Origin of the sequence: Pseudomonas lini (genome assembly GCF_964063345.1) — a bacterium.
Lineage (GTDB): Bacteria > Pseudomonadota > Gammaproteobacteria > Pseudomonadales > Pseudomonadaceae > Aquipseudomonas > Aquipseudomonas lini_B.
The window spans coordinates 6,440,763-6,460,146 of record NZ_OZ061318.1 but is presented as its reverse complement, the minus strand read 5'-3'; the positions used below and the strand labels follow the sequence as shown (position 1 = coordinate 6,460,146).

16 protein-coding genes and 1 pseudogene are annotated in these 19,384 nt (G+C 57.4%); 15 read left to right on the top strand and 2 right to left on the bottom strand.

Annotation, left to right across the window (positions count from 1 at the left end; genetic code table 11):
* Positions 1-71: 71 nt before the first annotated feature.
* The gene (locus AB3226_RS29315; protein WP_367375640.1) at positions 72-1,694 is read right to left on the bottom strand and encodes an acyl-CoA synthetase; all 1,623 of its coding nucleotides are present in this window, start codon (positions 1,692-1,694) and stop codon (positions 72-74) included.
* A gap of 230 nt (positions 1,695-1,924) precedes the next feature.
* Between AB3226_RS29315 and AB3226_RS29310 the strand changes: the two genes are divergently transcribed.
* From AB3226_RS29310 to AB3226_RS29300, 3 genes are all read left to right on the top strand, one after another.
* Positions 1,925-4,201: a PAS domain S-box protein gene (locus AB3226_RS29310; protein WP_367375639.1), complete on the top strand. Its 2,277-nt coding sequence runs from the start codon at positions 1,925-1,927 to the stop codon at positions 4,199-4,201.
* 4 nt (positions 4,202-4,205) lie between these two features.
* Complete coding sequence (locus AB3226_RS29305) at positions 4,206-4,841, top strand: response regulator transcription factor (protein WP_367375638.1); 636 nt, start codon at positions 4,206-4,208, stop codon at positions 4,839-4,841.
* A gap of 195 nt (positions 4,842-5,036) precedes the next feature.
* A complete protein-coding gene (locus AB3226_RS29300) occupies positions 5,037-6,221 on the top strand; it encodes a patatin-like phospholipase family protein (RefSeq protein ID WP_367375880.1) in 1,185 nt (394 codons plus the stop codon).
* Positions 6,222-6,230: 9 nt separating this feature from the next.
* Here the strand turns inward: AB3226_RS29300 and AB3226_RS29295 are convergent, their stop codons facing one another.
* Positions 6,231-6,869 (bottom strand): MliC family protein, encoded by a 639-nt coding sequence (locus AB3226_RS29295; RefSeq protein ID WP_367375879.1) that lies wholly within the window; start codon positions 6,867-6,869, stop codon positions 6,231-6,233.
* A gap of 257 nt (positions 6,870-7,126) precedes the next feature.
* Between AB3226_RS29295 and AB3226_RS29290 the strand changes: the two genes are divergently transcribed.
* From AB3226_RS29290 to AB3226_RS29235, 12 genes and pseudogenes are all read left to right on the top strand, one after another.
* Positions 7,127-7,579 carry a hypothetical protein gene (locus AB3226_RS29290; RefSeq protein WP_367375637.1) on the top strand — a complete coding sequence of 151 codons (453 nt, stop codon included), beginning with the start codon at positions 7,127-7,129 and terminating at the stop codon, positions 7,577-7,579.
* Between the two features lie 24 nt (positions 7,580-7,603).
* Positions 7,604-7,669: pseudogene (locus AB3226_RS29285) on the top strand (hypothetical protein); the annotation flags it as partial.
* 28 nt (positions 7,670-7,697) lie between these two features.
* A complete protein-coding gene (locus AB3226_RS29280) occupies positions 7,698-9,149 on the top strand; it encodes a DUF3300 domain-containing protein (RefSeq protein WP_367375636.1) in 1,452 nt (483 codons plus the stop codon).
* Between the two features lie 26 nt (positions 9,150-9,175).
* Positions 9,176-10,063 (top strand): DUF2950 domain-containing protein, encoded by an 888-nt coding sequence (locus tag AB3226_RS29275; protein ID WP_367375878.1) that lies wholly within the window; start codon positions 9,176-9,178, stop codon positions 10,061-10,063.
* Positions 10,064-10,327: 264 nt separating this feature from the next.
* Positions 10,328-11,596, top strand: a complete 1,269-nt coding sequence (locus AB3226_RS29270) for a cystathionine gamma-synthase family protein (RefSeq protein ID WP_367375635.1) — start codon at positions 10,328-10,330, stop codon at positions 11,594-11,596.
* Positions 11,597-11,736: 140 nt separating this feature from the next.
* Positions 11,737-13,176, top strand: coding sequence for an amino acid permease (locus tag AB3226_RS29265; protein WP_367375634.1), 1,440 nt, complete (start codon positions 11,737-11,739; stop codon positions 13,174-13,176).
* A 50-nt stretch (positions 13,177-13,226) separates the two neighbouring features.
* Positions 13,227-14,117 carry a LysR substrate-binding domain-containing protein gene (locus AB3226_RS29260; RefSeq protein WP_038983284.1) on the top strand — a complete coding sequence of 297 codons (891 nt, stop codon included), beginning with the start codon at positions 13,227-13,229 and terminating at the stop codon, positions 14,115-14,117.
* Positions 14,118-14,130: 13 nt separating this feature from the next.
* On the top strand, positions 14,131-15,519 hold the full coding sequence (gene thrC / locus AB3226_RS29255; protein ID WP_367375633.1) for a threonine synthase: 1,389 nt from the start codon (positions 14,131-14,133) through the stop codon (positions 15,517-15,519).
* Positions 15,516-15,953: an Lrp/AsnC family transcriptional regulator gene (locus AB3226_RS29250; RefSeq protein WP_038983282.1), complete on the top strand. Its 438-nt coding sequence runs from the start codon at positions 15,516-15,518 to the stop codon at positions 15,951-15,953. Before thrC ends, AB3226_RS29250 begins: the two co-directional genes overlap by 4 nt.
* A 316-nt stretch (positions 15,954-16,269) precedes the next feature.
* Entirely contained in the window at positions 16,270-17,310 is a 1,041-nt protein-coding gene (locus tag AB3226_RS29245) for a homoserine dehydrogenase (protein WP_367375632.1), read from the top strand.
* Between the two features lie 13 nt (positions 17,311-17,323).
* Positions 17,324-18,742, top strand: a complete 1,419-nt coding sequence (locus AB3226_RS29240; RefSeq protein WP_367375631.1) for an aldehyde dehydrogenase family protein — start codon at positions 17,324-17,326, stop codon at positions 18,740-18,742.
* Positions 18,743-18,855: 113 nt separating this feature from the next.
* Entirely contained in the window at positions 18,856-19,377 is a 522-nt protein-coding gene (locus AB3226_RS29235) for an N-acetyltransferase family protein (RefSeq protein ID WP_367375630.1), read from the top strand.
* The last annotated feature ends 7 nt before the right edge of the window (positions 19,378-19,384 follow it).

Below are 19,384 nucleotides of genomic sequence, written 5' to 3'. Positions count from 1 at the left end.
AAATTCAGCCTGCACGAGCCCGAAGCGGCAGGTAAAACACCTGCCGCCTGGTGGGTACAACGTCGATTCGGTTAGAGCGCTTTGGCCCTGTCGCGCAGAACGTACTTCTGGATCTTGCCGGTTGAAGTCTTCGGCAGCAGGGTGAAAATCACGGTGCGCGGGACTTTGAAACCGGCCAGGTGTTCGCGGCAGAAACTGATGATGTCGGCCTCGCGAACGTCCTGGTGATCAGCCTTCAATGTGACAAAGGCGCAGGGCGTTTCGCCCCACTTCTCATCGGGACGGGCGACGACGGCCGCTTCCATGACGGCTGGATGGCGATAGAGCACACCTTCCAGTTCGATGGTGGAAATGTTCTCACCGCCGGAAATGATGATGTCCTTGAGTCGGTCCTTGATCTCGACATAACCATTCGGATGACACACCGCCAGGTCGCCAGTGTGGAACCAGCCGCCTTCGAAAGCTTCGGCCGTGGCGGTCGGGTTCTTCAGGTAGCCCTTCATCACGGTGTTACCGCGCATGAAGATCTCACCGATGGTCTGACCGTCTCGCGGGGTCGGCTCCAGCGTCTTCGAATCGCCAACCATCACACCTTCGAGCGTCGGGTAGCGCACGCCCTGACGGGATTTGATTTGCGCTCTTTCGTCGAGCGGCAACTCATCCCATTCGGCATGCCAGGCACAGAGCGTCACCGGGCCATAGGTTTCGGTCAGGCCATACACGTGGGTGACCTTGATGCCCATTTCTTCCACGGCACCGATCACTTTGGCCGGTGGTGCCGCGCCGGCGACCATCGCGTTGACCGGGTGATCGATCGCCGCTTTCGCAGATTCCGGCATGTTGACCAAGGCATTGAGCACGATCGGCGCAGCGCACAGATGGGTGACCTGATGCTCGCGGATCAGCGTGAGGATTTTCTGTGGATCGACGCGGCGCAGAAACACATGTACACCGGCCATGGCGGTGATGATCCACGGGTAGCACCAACCGTTGCAATGGAACATCGGCAAGGTCCAGAGGTACACCGGATGGTTGCCCATGGCCCAGGTCATCTGATTGCCCAACGAGTTCAGATAAGCACCGCGATGGTGGTAAACCACACCTTTCGGGTTGCCGGTGGTGCCGGAGGTGTAGTTCAGCGAGATGGCTTGCCATTCGTCCGCCGGCCACTGCCAGGCGAAGGCCGGATCGCCTTCGGCCAGCAGCGCTTCATAGTCCAGATCGCTGACCGCCTGGCCTTCACCGTATTCCGGGTCATTGACGTCGATGACCAGTGGCGGGTGATCGAGCATGCCGATCGCCGCGTGAATCACATCATGGAATTCGCGGTCGGTAATCAGCACCTTGGCTTCGCCATGTTGCAGCATGAAGGCGATGGCTTCGGCATCCAGGCGCACGTTGAGCGGGTTGAGCACCGCGCCAATCATCGGCACGCCGAAGTGCACTTCAAGCATCTCGGGAATGTTGGGCAGCATCACCGCTACCGTGTCGTTCGTGCCGATGCCGCGACCGGCCAGCGCCGAAGCCAGACGGCGGCAGCGGGTGTAGGTCTGCGCCCAGGTGCGGCGAATGGAACCATGGATGACGGCGGGGTAGTTGGGGTAAACGCTGGCGGTGCGCTCGATGAAGCTGAGCGGAGACAAGGCAATATGGTTGACAGCCGCAGGGCCTAGCCCTTGTTCATAGATCGACATGTACGGGTACTCGGTGGCTGATTGTTAGCTCTATAGGTGACCTTGCAGCGTAGCCGCTGAGGTCGCCTTTTATGTCCGGCCTGTTTTATATAACATTCAGCTACCGATATGGAAGTACAACCTACGTCATATAGGATATGTACTATATTTGATTCTTGCGGGACTAAATGAATACAGTGACACCGCAAACGCCGGTATATCCTTGGCCTCCCCAACGAAGCGGACCTGTGATGACCCTGACTCCCGTTCGATTGCACAGCTGGTTGCGCCTGCAGCGCGAGGGTGTGTCTCTGGCCGCCCGGGCCGATGCGTTGTGCCGTGCGCTGCAGGATTGCCCCGAGGTGCGCCGGGCGGTTTATCTGAGTTGGCAACCCAATGCGCGGATTTACAGCCACGAGGGCGCCGCCCAGCATTTTCCACCGGGGCTGGGCGACCCTTCGCTGGCCAGCGATCAGCGGTTGTTTGATCGGCTGGCCGAAGCGGGGCGGCTGGATCTGGCTCAAGTGCGTCAACTCGATTGTTGGCTGGCCGGCCGGCTGCGCCGGGCCGCTATCAGCCATGGCCAGGTGTTTGATCTGGCGTTGCAACCGGGGCAGGCGGGTTTGTTGCTGGTGGAAGTGTGCGAGGGCGTGAGTCTTGATTGGCTGGGTTGGGTGCAGGACTTGCTGACGACGTTGCTGAGCAGCGTCAACGGCATGCTGCGTGGCTCACCGCTGTTGGGGCACGACCCGCAACCGAGTCTGTTGCTCGATGCGCAGGGCCGACCGCTGGAGTTCAATGCCGCACTGTTGGCACTGCTCGCCGAAAAACCGCTGACCGATGTGCTGGGTTTTTTGCCGGTCAATCACCGGGTGCTGGTACGCGCCTGCCTGGACCAGCAACGCGCCATCGAAGGGGTCGAAGCCCAGTTCGAGGCGCAGATCCTGATCTGGACGTTTATCCCCGATCCGCAGGACAACCGTGTGCTCGCACGGTGTCGCGATGCCACGGCACAAGTGCTGGCCGAGCGTGAAGCGGCCACGGCACGGCGGCTGTACCGGCTGATCATTGAAAACACCACCGACCTGATTTCCAGGCATACACCGGACGGGCGCTTTCTCGATGCCTCGCCGGCGTCCTGGACATTGCTCGGCTACTGGCCGGAGGAGTTGCGCGGGCAAATGGCCCAAGGCTTGTTCCATGGCCAGGACCTGGCCAGCCTGGTACAGCGCGCGCGGGATGCCCTGGAGCAGGATGGTTATCACACGATGACGTATCGGATTCGCCATCGGGATGGGCATTACCTGTGGTTCGAAACCGCCAGCCGGGCGATTCGTGAGACCTATACCGGGGCCGTGGTGGAAGTGGTCAGCGTGTCCCGGGACATTACCGCCCGGGTGCACGCCGAGGAGAACAAGCGACGCCTGGCAGAAGTCGTCGAGGCCAACACCGATCCTGTGTTGTTCATCGACCCCGAGGGGCAAGTCACTTACCTCAATCCAGCGGCGCGGCGCATCCTGGGGATCGACGAGCAACAATCGATGCCAGCACTGGCAACGTTGTTCGCCAGCGGCGACCTGGCACGTCTGCAGCGTGATGGCTGGAGTAGCGCCGAACGCGACGGTGTCTGGAGCACCGATGCGCGATTGCAGCCACCGGCAGGCGGCACTTCAGTGCCGGTATCGCTGGTGCTGCTGGCGCACCGTTCGGCCGGCGGCGAGCGCTATTACTCGTTGGTGGCGCGGGACATGACCGAGCGTGAACTACGTGAAGTGCAACAGCGTCGCCATCAGGACGAACTGGCGCACACCGCGCGGTTGGTCACCCTGGGTGAATTGGCCTCGGGCATCGCTCACGAAATCAACCAGCCATTGGCAGCGGTCGTCAATTACGCCAATGCCAGCCAGCGCTATTTACAGACGCTGGGTTCCAATCCCCAGGCCACCGCCAAAGTGGCGCAAGGGCTGGAGCGCATTACCCATCACGCCACTCATGCTTCAGAAGTGATCAGACGTTTGCGGGCGTTTCTGCGCAAGGGGCAACGCCGCATGCAGGCCTTGAATTTCACCGAGGTCGCCCGCGAGGCCGTGCGTTTATGTGCCTGGGAGGCGAGCAATTGCCAAGTGACAATCGAGGATCGCCTGCCGGATAATCTACCGCCGATTTATGCCGACCGAGTGCTGCTGGAGCAGGTGCTGCTCAATCTGTTGCGCAATGCCATCGACGCCAACCGCGAACAACATCCGGGGCAGCCTTCGCTGATCGTGATGGCTGCGGGGCAGGGCGCTGGTGCAACCGTAGAAATCAGTGTGCAAGACCAGGGGCCAGGCGTCAGCGAGCCCGAACTGGAGCAGATATTTACCCCGTTCTATACCAGCAAGGCCGATGGCCTGGGGCTTGGCTTGTCCATGAGCCGCAGCATCATCGAAGGTTTTGGTGGCGAATTGCAGGCCCGACGCCAACCTGTCGGGCTGCTGATGTGCTGCCGTTTGCCGCTGGCCGGCCCAACAAAACAACAACAGGAATGACGTAATGGCAGGTGTGACGGAGCACGTGGTGTATGTGGTCGACGATGACCAAGGCATGCTCGATTCGACAGTCTGGTTGCTGGAGTCGGTAGGGCTCAAAGCCTTGCCGTTTACCAGTGGCGTGGAGTTTCTCAATGCCTGTGATGCCACGCTCGCTGCCTGCGTGCTGCTCGATGTTCGCATGCCCGGCATGGGTGGTTTGAACGTGCAGGAAGAAATGCGCGCACGTGAGCTGAACCTGCCGATCATTTTCGTCAGCGGGCACGCGGACGTGCCGATCGTGGTTCGCGCCTTCAAGGCGGGCGCCCATGACTTCATCGAGAAGCCCTACAACGAGCAGTTGCTGCTGGACAGCGTGCAACAGGCGCTCAGCAACTGCGCGGCAAGCCGCTCGGGCAATCAAGGGCACGAAGCCTTGCAGGCACGTTTGCTGACACTGACCCCGCGGGAGCGCGATGTCTTGCTGCCGCTGGTCCAGGGTTACACCACCCGGGAGATCGCCGAGCAACTGGGCGTCAGTGCGAAAACCGTCGACCTGTATCGTTCGCGGGTGATGAAACGCATGCAGGCCAATACCTTGCCGGACCTGGTGGGCATGGCCATCGCCGCTGAACTGGTTGATCCGCTGAAGCTGCGGTGATTGCTCGCGTTTTCTGATGAGCGTCTATGGGGGGAGGATCAGCCGCAAGACAGACCGGACGTCCCACCAACGTTATGACTGCCTGAGCTTGCGCTAGCATGAAAGATGTTCAGGTCACTCGCCATTGAGACTGGTCATGGGTGTGTCGAGCGTGCGTGACGGGCTCTGCCAATGGCAGGGGCCGGAGGAGGCGTGTTGAAACCATTCCAGCTCAGACCCAGCGCCTCAACCCTGAACATGTTGCGTCAAGCGTGCCTGCAACGCCGTGATGCGGTGCCGCCAACGTTAACGGAAAAAGCGCTGATCCCGGGCATTCCAGATGCTCGCTACTGGCTGGACCAGGACCTGACGCCGTTCATTCGGGATGTGAGCCAGGCCAACCTTCGAGAGGCTGAGGCGCTCGCCAGCGCAGGGCTACCGAACGACATCCTGCCGCGGGCAAATTTGCTGGCCGTTTCGGGCGGCGGCGACGCCGGCACATTCGCGGGGGGCATCATTGCGGGATGGACCCGGCATGGGTCTCGACCGGTGTTCAAAGTCGTCACCGGCATTAGCGCTGGCGCCCTGGTCGCCCCGTTTGCCTACCTGGGGCCCCAGTACGACGATGTCATTGTGCGTATCTGCAATGCAGTCGGTCCAAAAGACATTTTCCATGCGCGCAATATGCTGACCCGTCTTACCAGCGATGGTATGGCCCACAGCAAGCCACTGTCGCGGCTCATTGCGCAGCACGTCACTGCCGGGATTCTTGCGGCGATCGCATCGGAATACGCCAAGGGACGGCTCCTGATGATTGGTACAACCGACCTTGATTCAGGGCGCCCGGTCACCTGGAACATGGGCGCTATTGCCTCCAGCCAGGCACCGGGAGCGCTCGAGCTGTTTCGCAACATCATGGTCGCGTCGATGAGTATTCCCGGAGCCGTCTCACCCGTCATGATTGATGTGGACGTCAACGGCCACCCGTTTCAGGAAATGCACGTGGACGGAGGTGTCCTGACGCAGGTGTTCCTTTACCCACCCGGCACCGTGATGGCGCTGAACCAAGTGCCCGGGGCGCGTTTGCGGCGTGAACGGCATTTCTATGTCATTCGCAACGGCAAGCTGGAACTGCAATGGTCCGGAACCAAGCGCCGAACCTTGAACATCGGTGGTCGAGCCATCAGCGCATTGATCCAGAATCAGGGGATCAGCGATCTGGATCGGATTTATCGAATTGCCCAGCAGGACGGGGCGGACTTCAACCTGGCGTACATCGGCGCCGACTTCCACATTTCTCGCCTCCATAAATTCGATGGCGAGTACATGAAGCGCTTGTTCAAATACGCCTTTGAACTCAGTGCCAAAGGCTATCCGTGGCATAAATCGCCGAGTACGTGAGAGACGGTCTCAGCCGATCGGCTCGGCCGTACAACTCATTTCCCCAGAGCCTGGTTTCTGGAAAAGCACCACGTTGCCGTCTTGCCAGAAGCTGTAGCTTCCCTGGGAATCCTTGCCAGTGTATTGGGTTCCCGAATCACTCGGCACTTGGTTCAGGGTGATCGAGGCGTTCGCCCATTTCAGGTACACGACACCCGGCTGGGTGTTAAAGAAAGTGGCGGCAATCAACGCGTTTAACCCTGTACACCGAAAAGCCAGGGGGCCTTCGGTGAGTCTGTCTGGATCTTTGGTTCTCGCAATTGCCGAGCCTTGACGTAGCTGATGCGCGCGCTCGGCATAACTTCGGATCGCGCATGCCTTGGCCTCAGACGTGGAGGCACACTGATTGCGGGCTTCGATCCAGAACTGCTGGTCGATCAAGATTTTGTCTGGAGGCGGCACTGAATGATCATCGGTGAGCGCCAGGCGATAAAGACGCGTCAGTTCGATATCCATCTGCATCAGTTGTGGGTCGCGACAAATAAGCTTTTCGACGGATGCCTTTGCCGTGGCGCAGTCGAAGCTGGTCTGGAAGGTCGGCGAAGCATTGGCACAGGTGCCCGTCGCCGCGCAAACGCTGGCAGCGAGCAGACGGGTGAGCGTTTTCATGTTGGGTTGATTCATTACCTGATACCCGGATTGCTGTGGGATCTATTGATCCGTTGAACAGTCATTTGTTCGCATTGGGTATATCGCAGTGTAAGTCAGTGCTTAAAACTTGCCGCACCCGTTCGAGTTCGAGTTCGAGGGAGTAGCAGTACAAAAGGAATTAGAGGTTGCATCATAAGAACTTTGTTCCAGGGTTAGTCGCCAGACGCTGAGCTAGACTCAAAGATCCAAAGCACACTGATAGCAGTGGAGGCTTTATGAAGAAATTCATCCCCCCCGGTCTGGCTACGATTGTCTCGGTATTCTGCCTTTGCGCTTCAGCCGAGACCGTAACGCCGCTCAAAGGGCAGTCCCCCGAAATGATTCAGCAGGACATCAGCTCATGCCAGGCTCAAGCCGGCAACGCAGCAAGCAGCACAACGCCCCAATCGGGTGGACGTGCCCGTGGTGCCGCTTCTGGCGCAGTAGCAGGTGCGGCGGTTGCCGGAGCGCGCGGTCGTCAGTATGACGAGGTTTATGACAAGGTAGACGACGACGTTAAACAGGAATATCGACAGAACAAGGCCAAGGATGCTGCTGTGGCAGGTGCGGTTGTAGGTGGATCCCGGCAACGTCAGGATCGTCGTCAGGATCGCCGGGCAGAACCGGCGGCTACTGCTTCGGCCTACAACAGTTGCATGCAGCAACGGGGCTATCAGATAACCCCTTGAACCTGAACAACCAAGGGTAATTGCATGAAAATCTGCATCGTCTTTGACGGGCGCGACGGTGCAGGGAAGGGCGGAACGATCAAGGCGCTCAAGCCTGCCTGACCACAGAGGGGGTGCAATGCGCATTCCATTGTTTTACGCGGTGTCAGCTGTATTGTTTTTGAGCGGACCTTACTGCCTGGCGCAGCCATTGGATGCGAGCGCGACCGCAAACGCTGCCGATACAGCACCCGTCACGGCGGCGGCCAAAGATGCCGTGTTTACCCAGGAACAGCTGGATCAAATGCTGGCTCCCATTGCGCTTTACCCGGACCCACTGCTGGCACAGGTGCTGATGGCCACCACGTACCCCGGGGAAATCGCCGAGGCGGTAACCTGGTCTAAAGCACACCCTGAAGCCAAGGGCGATGATGCGGTCAAACAAGTGGCAAGCCAGCCCTGGGATCCGAGCGTGCAAGCGCTGGTCGCTTTCCCACAGGTGCTGGTAACGCTGGGACAGGATCCCGTCTGGGTACAACGCCTGGGTGATGCCTTCCTGGCGCAGCCCGACGATGTCATGGGGGGCGTGCAACGCTTGCGTCATCAGGCGCAAGCAGCAGGCAACCTGCAGAGCAACCAATATCAGAACGTGACGGTTCAGGCTGCCGCGGCACCGGCAGCTCCGGCCAGCAGCACTTCCACCATCATCATTCAGCCCTCCGATCCGCAGGTGGTGTACGTCCCCAGTTATAACCCGACAACAACCTACGGCACCTGGCCCTATCCAGCGTCGCCTCCCGTTTACTATCCACCGCCGCCAGCCTATTACCCCGGATCGGCATTGATGGCCGGGTTGGCGTTTGGTACCGGTGTGGCGATCATCGGCTCGTTGTGGGGTGAATGTGACTGGGGCAATAACGACATCGACATTGATGTCGATCGCTACAACAACATCAATCGCAACAACCAGATCACCAATAACCAGAACAAGTGGCAGCACAACGCCGCTCATCGCGATGGCGTTCCCTATCGAGACAGCAAGAGCCGCGAACAGTACGGCCGACAACTGGGTGGCGCCAATCAGCGAGAGGCCTATCGAGGGGACGATGCTCAGCGCGCCCAGGCTCGTGAAAAAGCCCGCAGTTCAATGGACAAGCACGGTATCGAACGACCTGCCACCAGCAACCGCGAAGCCCGTGATCGAGCACGCGAAGCCCAGTCTGGAACCTCGGCCAGCAATCGGATGCAAGCAGGTACAGACAGACCGAAGTCGTCTGACAGAAGCCAGGGTACTGCCAGAAATACTCGGGAGAGTCAGCAACCCAGGAAACAGACCGCTCAGGTAAATCAGCGCGAACAGGGTAACGCTCAGGCGCGCCAAGCTGCGCAAAACCGGCCGTCCGCCAGTACGGGAAGTGCCCGCAACAATGCATTCGCCGGTGCGCGCTCACCGTCCCAGGCTAACGCACAGGCCAGTCGTGGCCAGGCCAGCGTGGCATCCGCCCAGCGCCCCGGTGCCTCGCGTTCAGCCGGCCATCAGATCAGTCGCCCCTCCAGTCCACCCGCGCGTCAAAGAGGGGGCCGTCGTTGAAAAACAATCCTCGATTGAAGGCACTCATGGGCACGCTCCCTCATGCCTTGGCGATAACTGCCGGCCTGGCGTGGTCATGCATTGTTACGGCACAGCAGGCATTTCCAACGCCAGAAGAGGCCGCTCAAACGTTCGTTGAAGCACTGGGTACGGAACGCGCCGACCAGGCACGCCTGACAGAACTGCTGGGTAATGAATGGCGCAGTTTCATCCCACGCGAAGGCGTGGAGCGCAAAGATGTGGATGCGTTTTTGAAGCAATACCACGAGCAACACAGCATTGAAAAAACCAGCGATCGCAAGGCGGTCCTGTCGGTCGGCCGTGACCACTGGACACTGCCTATCCCCATGATAAAAGCCGCGAACGGTTGGCGCTTCGACATCGACGCCGGTAGCGCCGAAGTCCGTGCACGTCGAATTGGCCGCAACGAACTCGCCGCGTTGCAATCAGTGCTGACTTATCATGACGTCCAGATGGACTATGCGTCAGTGGATCGCGACGGTGACGGCGCACTCGCCTATGCGCAAAAAATCTTCAGCACCGCCGGCAAGCACGACGGGCTTTATTGGGCGGATGACGATAGCGGTCAGATCAGCCCGTTGGGTCCCTTGTTCGGTAAAACCATTGCCGGCGAAGACTGGCATGGTTATCACTTCCGCATCATTGATGGCCAGGGGCCTTCCGCACCTGGCGGCGCCTATAGCTACCTCATCGGTGACAAGATGAGCCGTGGCTTTGCACTGATCGCCTGGCCGGCGAAATACGATGACACCGGGGTGATGAGTTTCATGATCAGTCATGAAGGACAGGTGTTCGAAAAAGACCTGGGACCCGGTGGTGACAAGTTGGCGCAGTCGATGAAGCGCTTTGATCCAGATGACAGTTGGAAGGTGGTTACGGAGGGTCAAGAGTAGATCTGCCTGCGCCTCTTCAACCTTGTTTACGCGGACGATGCACTGATGATTCGTTTGCTGTTTCGCAGCACTTGATCACCCATGGGTGAGGTGCGTACAGAGGTTGGTTATCTGTGCTGTCGCGGCCCTTTCATATCGTTCATCCATTAAAAAAAGAACCCCTTAGCCCCAGATAACATGATTTTTCATGCGGTCAAGCCTTCCATATAGTCATCGCAAGCCCAATCGGAACACCTTTGTGTTTCATCGATGCGAGATAAATTTATGGATGACAAGCTAAAGCCCGACCAAAGCCAGGGTGCTGGTATGGGGACACGAGTGGTTTGGGGAGGGGAGCAAGTTCAGCATCCCTACAACGCTACCCAGACTCCCATCGTCGTCAGCGCCGCCTACGGTTACCATGACATCGATGAATGGTATGACGTGGCGTTGGGTAAAGAACCTGGTTTCATTTACAGCCGCATGAGCAACCCGACTGTCTCTGTCCTGGAACACAAACTCTGCGAGCTTGAAAGCGCAGAATCGGCTGTCGCTTTCAGTACCGGGATGGCGGCAATCAGTGGTGTGTTGCATACCTTCCTGTCCTGTGGTCAACGTGTGGTTTCTACCCGCGACAGCTACGGTGGCACTAACAAGATCTTTGAAGAGTTTCTCCCTCGCATGGGCGTCGAGGTCACGCTTTGCGATACCCTCGACACCGAAGCTATCGAGCATGAGATCGCTAAAGGCTGCACTGTTCTCTATCTGGAAACCCCGACGAACCCAACACTGAAAGTCCTGGATATTCGACGTCTCGTGGCGGCGGCGAAGCGTGTTGGGGCGTTGGTCATAGCAGACAACACGTTCGCGACGCCTTTGAATCAGAACCCCCTTGCACTCGGGGTTGATGTAGTCGTGCACAGTGCTACCAAGTTTCTATCCGGTCATGGCGATGTGCTTGGCGGTGTGGTCTGCGGCACCGAGCAGCTGATGTCTCAAGTTCGCCATTACCGCGAAATCAATGGAGCCTCGCTGGATCCTTTCTCGGCTTATCTCATCATCCGCGGTATCAAGACTCTGGCTTTGCGTTTGCGCCAGCAACAGGCGAGCGCGCAAGTGCTGGCCGAGTATCTATGCACCGAGCCACTGGTGGAGTCTGTGAACTATCCGGGACTCCCTCAACATCGAAGTCATGTCATTGCTCGCTCGCAGATGCGCGGATTCGGCGCAATCATCAGCTTCGTGCTGGTGGGAGGCATGGACACGGTGACTCGTTTGCTACCGCTGCTTAAGTATGCACATCGGGCGGGTAACTTAGGCGCGGTGGAAACCATCTACGGGCCGGCACGGACAACCAGCCACGTGGAAAACACCTTGGAGGAACGCGAAGCACTTGGAATTTCCGAGGGCTTGGTCAGGGTCTCCGTGGGTATTGAAGAGACGGCCGATTTATTGGCTGATCTTAAACAAGCATTCACGTTAGTTCGCAGTAAACAAAATCATGCACGTCACCACGCTGATAACACCGAGCGTTTCACTGAGGTGGGAGCCTGAACTCGGATAAGACTGCCGACTGTAGGGTCGGACAGTTCTTCATGAATAGTAAAAACAATAACAACTAGCGACAAATTAATGGTGCTGTCTAATAGCCAGTAACAAGGAATTTTGTCCGGACATTTCATGAGAATATAGCGATGACCACTCAAATAAAAAATGATCAGCCCGATCCAGAATCAAACTTCAAGAAAGAAATGCAAACCCGCCACATTGTGATGTTGGCGTTGGGCGGTGTTATCGGCACGGGATTATTCCTTACTTCCGGTTACACCGTTAATCAGGCAGGGCCGCTCGGCGCGGTGATTGCCTACATCATCGGTGCGGTGATGGTGTATCTGGTGATGGTCTGTCTCGGTGAGTTGGCGGTACAGATGCCAGAAACCGGATCTTTCAGTAGCTACGCAACTCGATACCTGGGCCCCGGCACGGGCTATACCGTGGCGTGGTTGTACTGGCTCACTTGGGCGGTCGCTATTGGCTCTGAGTTTACGGCTGCGGGTATCCTGATGGTTCGGTGGTTCCCTGAGACACCGGTCTGGATCTGGAGCGCGCTTTTTGCCATGGCGGTCTTTTCAAGCAACGTTGCCTCTGTTCGTTTGTTTGCAGAAACCGAGTTCTGGCTTTCACTCATCAAAGTTTTGACCGTTATTACTTTTATTGTCATTGGTGGTGCGGCTATTTTCGGTCTCTTCCAAGTACAGCATTTGCAGGGTGTCGGGCTCTCAAACTTTACCCGTGAAGGGCTTTTCCCGACAGGCTTCTTACCCATTGCAATGACACTTCTAGCTGTCTCCTTCGCATTTTCCGGGACTGAGCTTATCGGGATTGCCGCCGGTGAAGCGCAGGACCCTCAGACAAGCGTTCCCAAGGCGATCCGCACGACAGTAGTCCGTTTGGCGCTGTTCTTCGTGGGTACGATTTTCGTACTGGCGACCTTGCTGCCCCGCGAGCAGGCGGGAATCATTGAAAGTCCGTTCGTGATGGTGTTTGAGCTGATTGGCATCCCGTACTCAGCTGACATTATGAACTTCGTCATTCTCACCGCCTTGATTTCCGCCGCTAACTCGGGGCTGTATGCAGCTTCGCGCATGCTTTGGACGTTGAGTGATCAAGGGCACATGCCCAAGCGCTACGCCAGGCTTTCGCGCCGGGGCACACCGGTTAACGCGATTGTTTTGAGCATGGCGGGTGCTGTGGCATCTCTGCTAAGCAGTGTGCTTGCCCCTGACACGGTTTACTTGGCCCTGGTGTCGATTTCGGGTCTTGCAGTCGTGGTCGTATGGATGAGCATCGCCGCGAGCCAAATCGCCTTCCGACGCCACTACGTGGCCAATGGCGGGCGAGTTGAAGATCTGCATTTCCGGGTGCGCGGCTACCCTTGGGTTCCCATTGGTGCGCTGTTGTGTTGCTTGCTGGCCTGTGTCGGTATTGCGTTTGATCCTGAGCAGAGAGTGGCGCTTTACTTCGGTCTTCCGTTTATCGCGTGGTGCTACTTTGTTTATTGGATCACTCGCAAGAAGCGGGAAGAGCGGTTGGCATTGGCAGCGGCTGTCCATCATTCCGCTGGCGCAGCGTGAATAGCTCAGGCAATGATTGAGCACAGATAATTCCCGATGAGGTTGCGCCGATGAGTCAAAAATCACTACCGCCCCTGAATTGGCTGAGGGCATTCGAAGCGTCGGCGCGGTATTTGAACTTCACCCATGCAGCCGAGGAGCTGCACCTGACTCAAGGTGCAGTCAGTCAGCAGATCCGTCAGTTGGAGTGTCACCTCGGTGTGGCGCTATTCAAGCGCCTGCCCCGAGGGCTTGGATTGACGGAAGAAGGGCAGTCGTACCTGCCGGTAGTTCAAGACGCGATCAGTCGTCTTGCAGTGGGTACAAACGAGATTTTTGGCCAGCGCAATCGAAGGCATGTGAAGGTGCGTGGCAGCCTTTCCTTCCTTCACTATTGGTTGGCCCCTCGGCTCGCAGATTTTTGTCGCGAGTATCCGCAAATCGATATCCGATATATCAGCAACATTTGGGTGAAGGAACCGGATGGAGAGGATGACCTGGAGATTCGCTGGGGATGCGGAGAGTGGTCGGGATTGCACGCTCAGCGATTAACGTGGGACATCCTCCAGCCCGTTTGCTCGCCACAGCTCATGGCCAGCTCACCGATACGTGAGCCTCGCGATTTGATGAACCATTCTTTGCTGCATGTATTGGGATACGAGGAAGGTTGGGGTTACTGGTTGAAGCGGGTGGGTGCAGACGATGTCGATTATTCCCGTGGTCTTCAGTTCGACACACTGATTTCCACAATCCGCATGGCGGAACTGGGGCAGGGCGTTGCCTTGGCGCGGTCTTCCGTCGTGGAAGACTTGCTCAAGAGTGGGCACCTGATTGCTCCATTCAGTCACCGAATTGAAGCCAGCGAGTCCTTTTATCTAGTGCGCGAGCAGGCCGAGGTGCTCTCGCCTGATGCCGCGACTTTTTCTACATGGCTGGTGGCTCAAGCCCACCGCCCTTTGTAATTCGGAGTCATCCATGTATTACGTAAGCACACGCGGCGGTGAAGTGCGGGCGGACTTTCGCAGTGTGGTTCTGTCGGGGCTTGCCGAAGATGGCGGTCTCTATGTCCCGGCAACTTTGCCTGTCTTCACTGAGGAGCAAATTACCAGTTGGTCGTGGCTGCCATTCGATGAGCTGGTCTGGCGAGTGGTCTCACCCTACGTTGGCTCTTCCATGGACGAAAGCACGCTGCGTGCGTTGCTCAGCGACAGCTATCGGAACTTTAATCATCGCGCTATTACCCCGCTTGAGCAGATTGGCCATAACGAGTGGATACTCCAGCTGTTTCATGGCCCGACCCATTCTTCCAAAGATTTCGCTGCGCAACTGCAATCGCGTTTGGTGGAGCATTTCCTGGGTGAGGTCGGTGGCGAGGCGCTGATCGTCGGTGCGACCAATGGTGATACCGGGCTGGCGGCGCTTGAGGCATTCGCTAATTGCCCGGGCACCCGTATGGCGATTATGTATCCGCGCCATGGGGTACCGGCTGAACAACTCTCTGCCCTGCAAGCGGCAGACCCTGAGCGGGTTCAGCTTTTCCCGGTAGACGGTAATTTCGACGACTGCCAGACGTTGGTCTCCCGGCTCTTGCGTGACTGGCCGTTAGAGGGGGTAATACCGGTCTGTTTCAACTCCACCAACTGGGTCGGTGTCCTCGCACAGATCGTTTTTTATTTCCACGCGGCCTTGCAACTGGGCGGGGGGACACGTCCTGTAGGCTTCAGCGTTCCAGCGGCCAGCTCTGCTGAGATCTACGCTGGCTACCTTGCCCAGAAAATGGGATTACCCATCAACCAGGTGATCATTTCCACGAACAGTAATGATGCACTTCACCAGTTCATTCATCGTAATCGCTATTCGACCCGAGTGAGTAACCGTACGTTATCTCCCGCGATGGATTTCTCTCTTTTCTCCAACCTGGAACGGTTCATCTGGGAGCTGTATGGGCACGATGGGGGCTCAGTGAAGGCGCTGATGGAGCACTTTGAGGACTGCGGTGAGTTGAGCATTGGCAACCAGCAGTGGCTCCGGGCCCGAGTTCTATTCGATTCCTATGCGGTAGACGAATCACAGGTTCGCGATGAAGTCGTCAAGTTGTTCCGTGAAACCGGGTCTGCAATCGATCCACATACCGCTGTCGGTGTGCTGGCTGGCCGAATTCATCGACGCAGCCTGGGGGCTCCGATGGTGACCTTTGGGCAAATTGCTCCAGCCAAGTCTGCGGCCCTATTGTCCGAATTAGGTGTCTGGCGGGGAGAGGTGCCAACGACTCCCGACATTTCGGCTCAGCCACCTTACTTGGCTAAAGGCGATCTGGAGGGTCTGTGCCAAGCCCTCTTGTTGGCGCAGCAGAGGCATGTATGAAGCGCATTCTGGATCCGCTGGATGAGCGCATCCTCGCCGAACTCACAGCGAATGCTCGAGTCGCCCATGTTGAGCTGGGCGCCAAGGTCAACTTGTCTCGCAATGCTGTACGACAGCGCATTGAGCGTCTTGAGCGAGACGGCGCCATTCAGGGTTATACGGTGCGTCTCGGTGATTCCCGACGGCCTTCATCGCTGATCAGTGCCGTGATCTTTGTCTACCGCTACGACCGCATGCGTGGGGAAGAGGTACTTGCCGCGCTGCGCTCGCTCCCCGAAGTGGTTCAGTGTGAAGTCTTGAGTGGTGAGTTTGATCTGATGCTTCGAGTCAATGCAGCCTCACCCGAACGCGTCCACCTCGTCTGGAAGGAAATCTCGGCGATGCCTGGGGTGGAAAACACCGTCACCTCATTCGTCCTTTCTGCAGTGTTCTGAACACAAAAAAAGGGGCTTTCTGCCTAATGCCGATAAGTTAAGACGCAGACCCTGTGGGAGCGTGGCTTGCCCGCGAAGAACGATGACGCGTAGTACCTGAAAAACTGCGGTGCATTCTTCGCGGGCAAGCCACGCTCCCACAGGATTTTCGTCGCTCCAATTCTTTAACTTACCGGCATCAGGCTTTCTGCCTCTGTACACCTCGTCTTTTTGTACGGGCAAAACGGCCAATAAATACAGCACTCTGCCATATTCAACTGCCAGAGCCCGACTCTTACGATGTTCCTGTCGAACAACATCCAAGAGGACTGCTTTCATGACTGAATACAAAATTGCCCTGGTGGGCTTTGGTGGCGTCAACCGCGGCCTGGCTCAACTGATTGCAGATCGCAACGGCGAGTGGAAAGCATCGCTGGGGTTTGGGATCAAAATCGTCGGTGTGACTGATATTTTTCTTGGTTCCATCGTTGCTGAAGAGGGGCTGGATGCAAAGCAGTTGGTCGCTCTGCCTATCGAGAAGGGGGCGTTCGCTCATCTGCCTGGAGGCACCGCTGAGGCGTTAAACGAAACCGTCATCAAGCATTCCGGTGCTGACCTGATGGCTGAAGCCACCTTCACCAACCCTGTCGATGGTGAGCCCGCTACCACCTTCTGCCGCTGGGCTCTGGAAAGCGGCATCCATGTTGTGACCACCAACAAGGGGCCCATTGCGTTGCACGGAGCTGAGCTTAAGGATTTGGCCCGCCGTCATGGTGTTGCCTTTGAGTACGAAGGTTCGGTCATGAGCGGTACGCCGGTGCTTCGTCTGGCAAGACAGGCGCTGGCAGGTGCAGAGGTTCAAGGCTTTGAAGGCATCCTGAACGGGACTTCCAATTACGTGCTGACCCGCATGAAGGACGGCCTGACGTTTAACGACGCCGTTGCTCAGGCTCAACAGCTCGGTTATGCCGAGGCCGACCCGACTGCCGATGTGGAGGGGTTTGACGTCCGCCTCAAGGTGGTGATCCTCGCCAACGAACTGCTCAATGCACGATTGAACGTCAGCGATGTGGCGTGCTCGGGGATTAGCAGTATCAGTCCGGAAGACATCGCTCAGGCAAGCGCCAATGGTGCCAGTTGGAAGCTGATCGGCTCTGCAAGTCGCGAAGTTGATGGCTCGGTTCGAGCGAGTGTGGAGGCTCGGCTGCTGCCGAATTCGCATCCTCTCGCAGGTATTTCCGGGGCGACCAACGCGGTGTCGTTCAACACCGCGCTGCTGGGTGCCGTTACGGTATCCGGCCCTGGAGCAGGACGTATCGAAACTGCCTTCGCATTGCTGTCAGACATCATCGCCATCCATACCACCCACGGCAAGTAACAGGAGAGTCGTCATGAATGTATCCAGCATGGCCAGTATCCAGCTTGTTGATGCCAAACAGATTGATGTGTTCAGTCCATTCGATGGTCGCCTGGTGGGAAGCGTGCCTTGCCTCGATGCAACCGCTGTTCCTGGCTTGCTGGAGCGTGCGCGAATTGGCGTGCGTGAGAGTGCGGCAATGCCTCGTCACCTTCGTGCACGCGTCCTTGAGGAAGCGGCTCGGCGGGTGGAACTTGAGGCTGAAGCGTTTGCCAGACTCATTGTTGCAGAGGCCGGAAAGACGCTGCGACAAGCAGAGAAGGAAGTGAAGCGTTGTGTGAACACGCTGAAGCTATCGGCGGAAGAGGCTCGTCGTAACGCCGGGGAAGTGATTCCATTTGAGGCATATGAAGGCTCAGAATCGCGCCAAGGCTGGTTCACTCGCGAACCGTTGGGGCTTATCGTCGCGATCACCCCCTACAACGATCCGCTGAACCTGGTCGCCCATAAACTGGGCCCGGCCATAGCCGGTGGCAATGCTGTGATTCTGAAACCCTCAGAGCTCGCACCGTTGTCGGCTCTCAAGCTGGTTGAGTGCCTGGTGGCGGCGGGTCTGCCTCCGTCCGTGGTAACCCCGGCGACCGGAGGCGTCGATCTGGGTAAAGCATTGGTGGAGCTGCGCGAAGTGCGAATGATCTCTTTCACCGGTGGTTTTGCCACTGGAGAGTCCATCGCTCGTAGTGCAGGCTTGAAGAAGCTGGCCATGGATCTGGGGGGAAATGCACCGGTTCTCGTGCTCGAAGATTGTGATCTTGAACCAACCGTAGAGTCTTGTGTATCAGGTGCTTTCTGGGCAGCAGGACAGAATTGCATCGGCACGCAGCGCATTCTCGTACACCGTTCAATCTACGAAGACTTCCGCGAGCGTTTTGTCAGCCAGGCGCGTGCATTGGTACTTGGCGATCCTGATCAGCGAGCAACGGATGTTGGCCCAATGATTACGGAGCAGGCGGCTCGTCGCACCGAACAGTGGGTGAATGAGGCGCTGGCCGAGGGGGCGCTTCTTCTGTGCGGACACCATCGTCAAGTGGGAAGCTATGCGCCGACTGTGCTGGAACGTGTAAACCATAACAGTCGGATCTGGCAGCAGGAGGTCTTCGCGCCGGTGGTCATCCTGGAGCCTTTTGACCATCTGGATGACGCCGTTGCTCTGGCCAATGCGCCAGAGTACAGCTTGCATGCGGGAGTCTTCACCCGTGATCTTTCCAAGGCCTTGAAATTGGCGCGGCAAATTGAAGCCGGCGGGGTGATGATCAATGATTCTTCCGATTATCGTTTTGATGCCATGCCTTTTGGTGGCTTCAAGTACGGCAGTCTGGGGCGAGAAGGTGTTCGATTTGCCTACGAGGACATGACGCAACCTAAAGTGGTCTGCATCAATGAGATGGGTTGAGCCTCTGCTTTGGTGTCGAGAGAACCGAGCTCAGGTCGGCCCTTGGCAACCAAGACAAATTTTGTCGCAGGGAGCGCCCATCAAACGCTTCATGCGATAAACCAGGGAGGAATATGATCAACATTCGTGAAGCTACCAAAGCCGACCTCGATGTTCTACGTGAAGTCGGCTGTAAGACCTACCGAGAGCATTTTTCGGCCATTTGGTCTCTCGCCGGTATGCAGGACTTCCTCAATCGAGACTTCTCACCCCGCGCGCTCGGCCAATCACTCGAATCATCCGCTAGCCATTTGTGGCTTATAGCCTCAGACGAAAGCGGTAGGGTCGTAGGCTTTTGCAAAGTTAACTGGTCGGCACCTGCGCCTTTAACTGGCGAAGTGGGCGCGGAGCTTCAAAAGATTTACTTCCTCAAATCCGAAGCAGGGCGAGGGTATGGGAAACAGCTTCTGCGCTTCATTTGCAACCGAGCGATAGAGCGCGGAGAACGCTTGCTCTGGCTTGACGTGCTCAAGACCAATTCAAATGCGCGGCGCTTTTATGAGGGTTTCGGTTTCCAAAAGATCGGTGAAATCCCTTTCAAAACTGACTTGGCTGAAATCGGGATGGTTGTAATGGCCTGTGAACTTTCCCGATAGGCGCGTT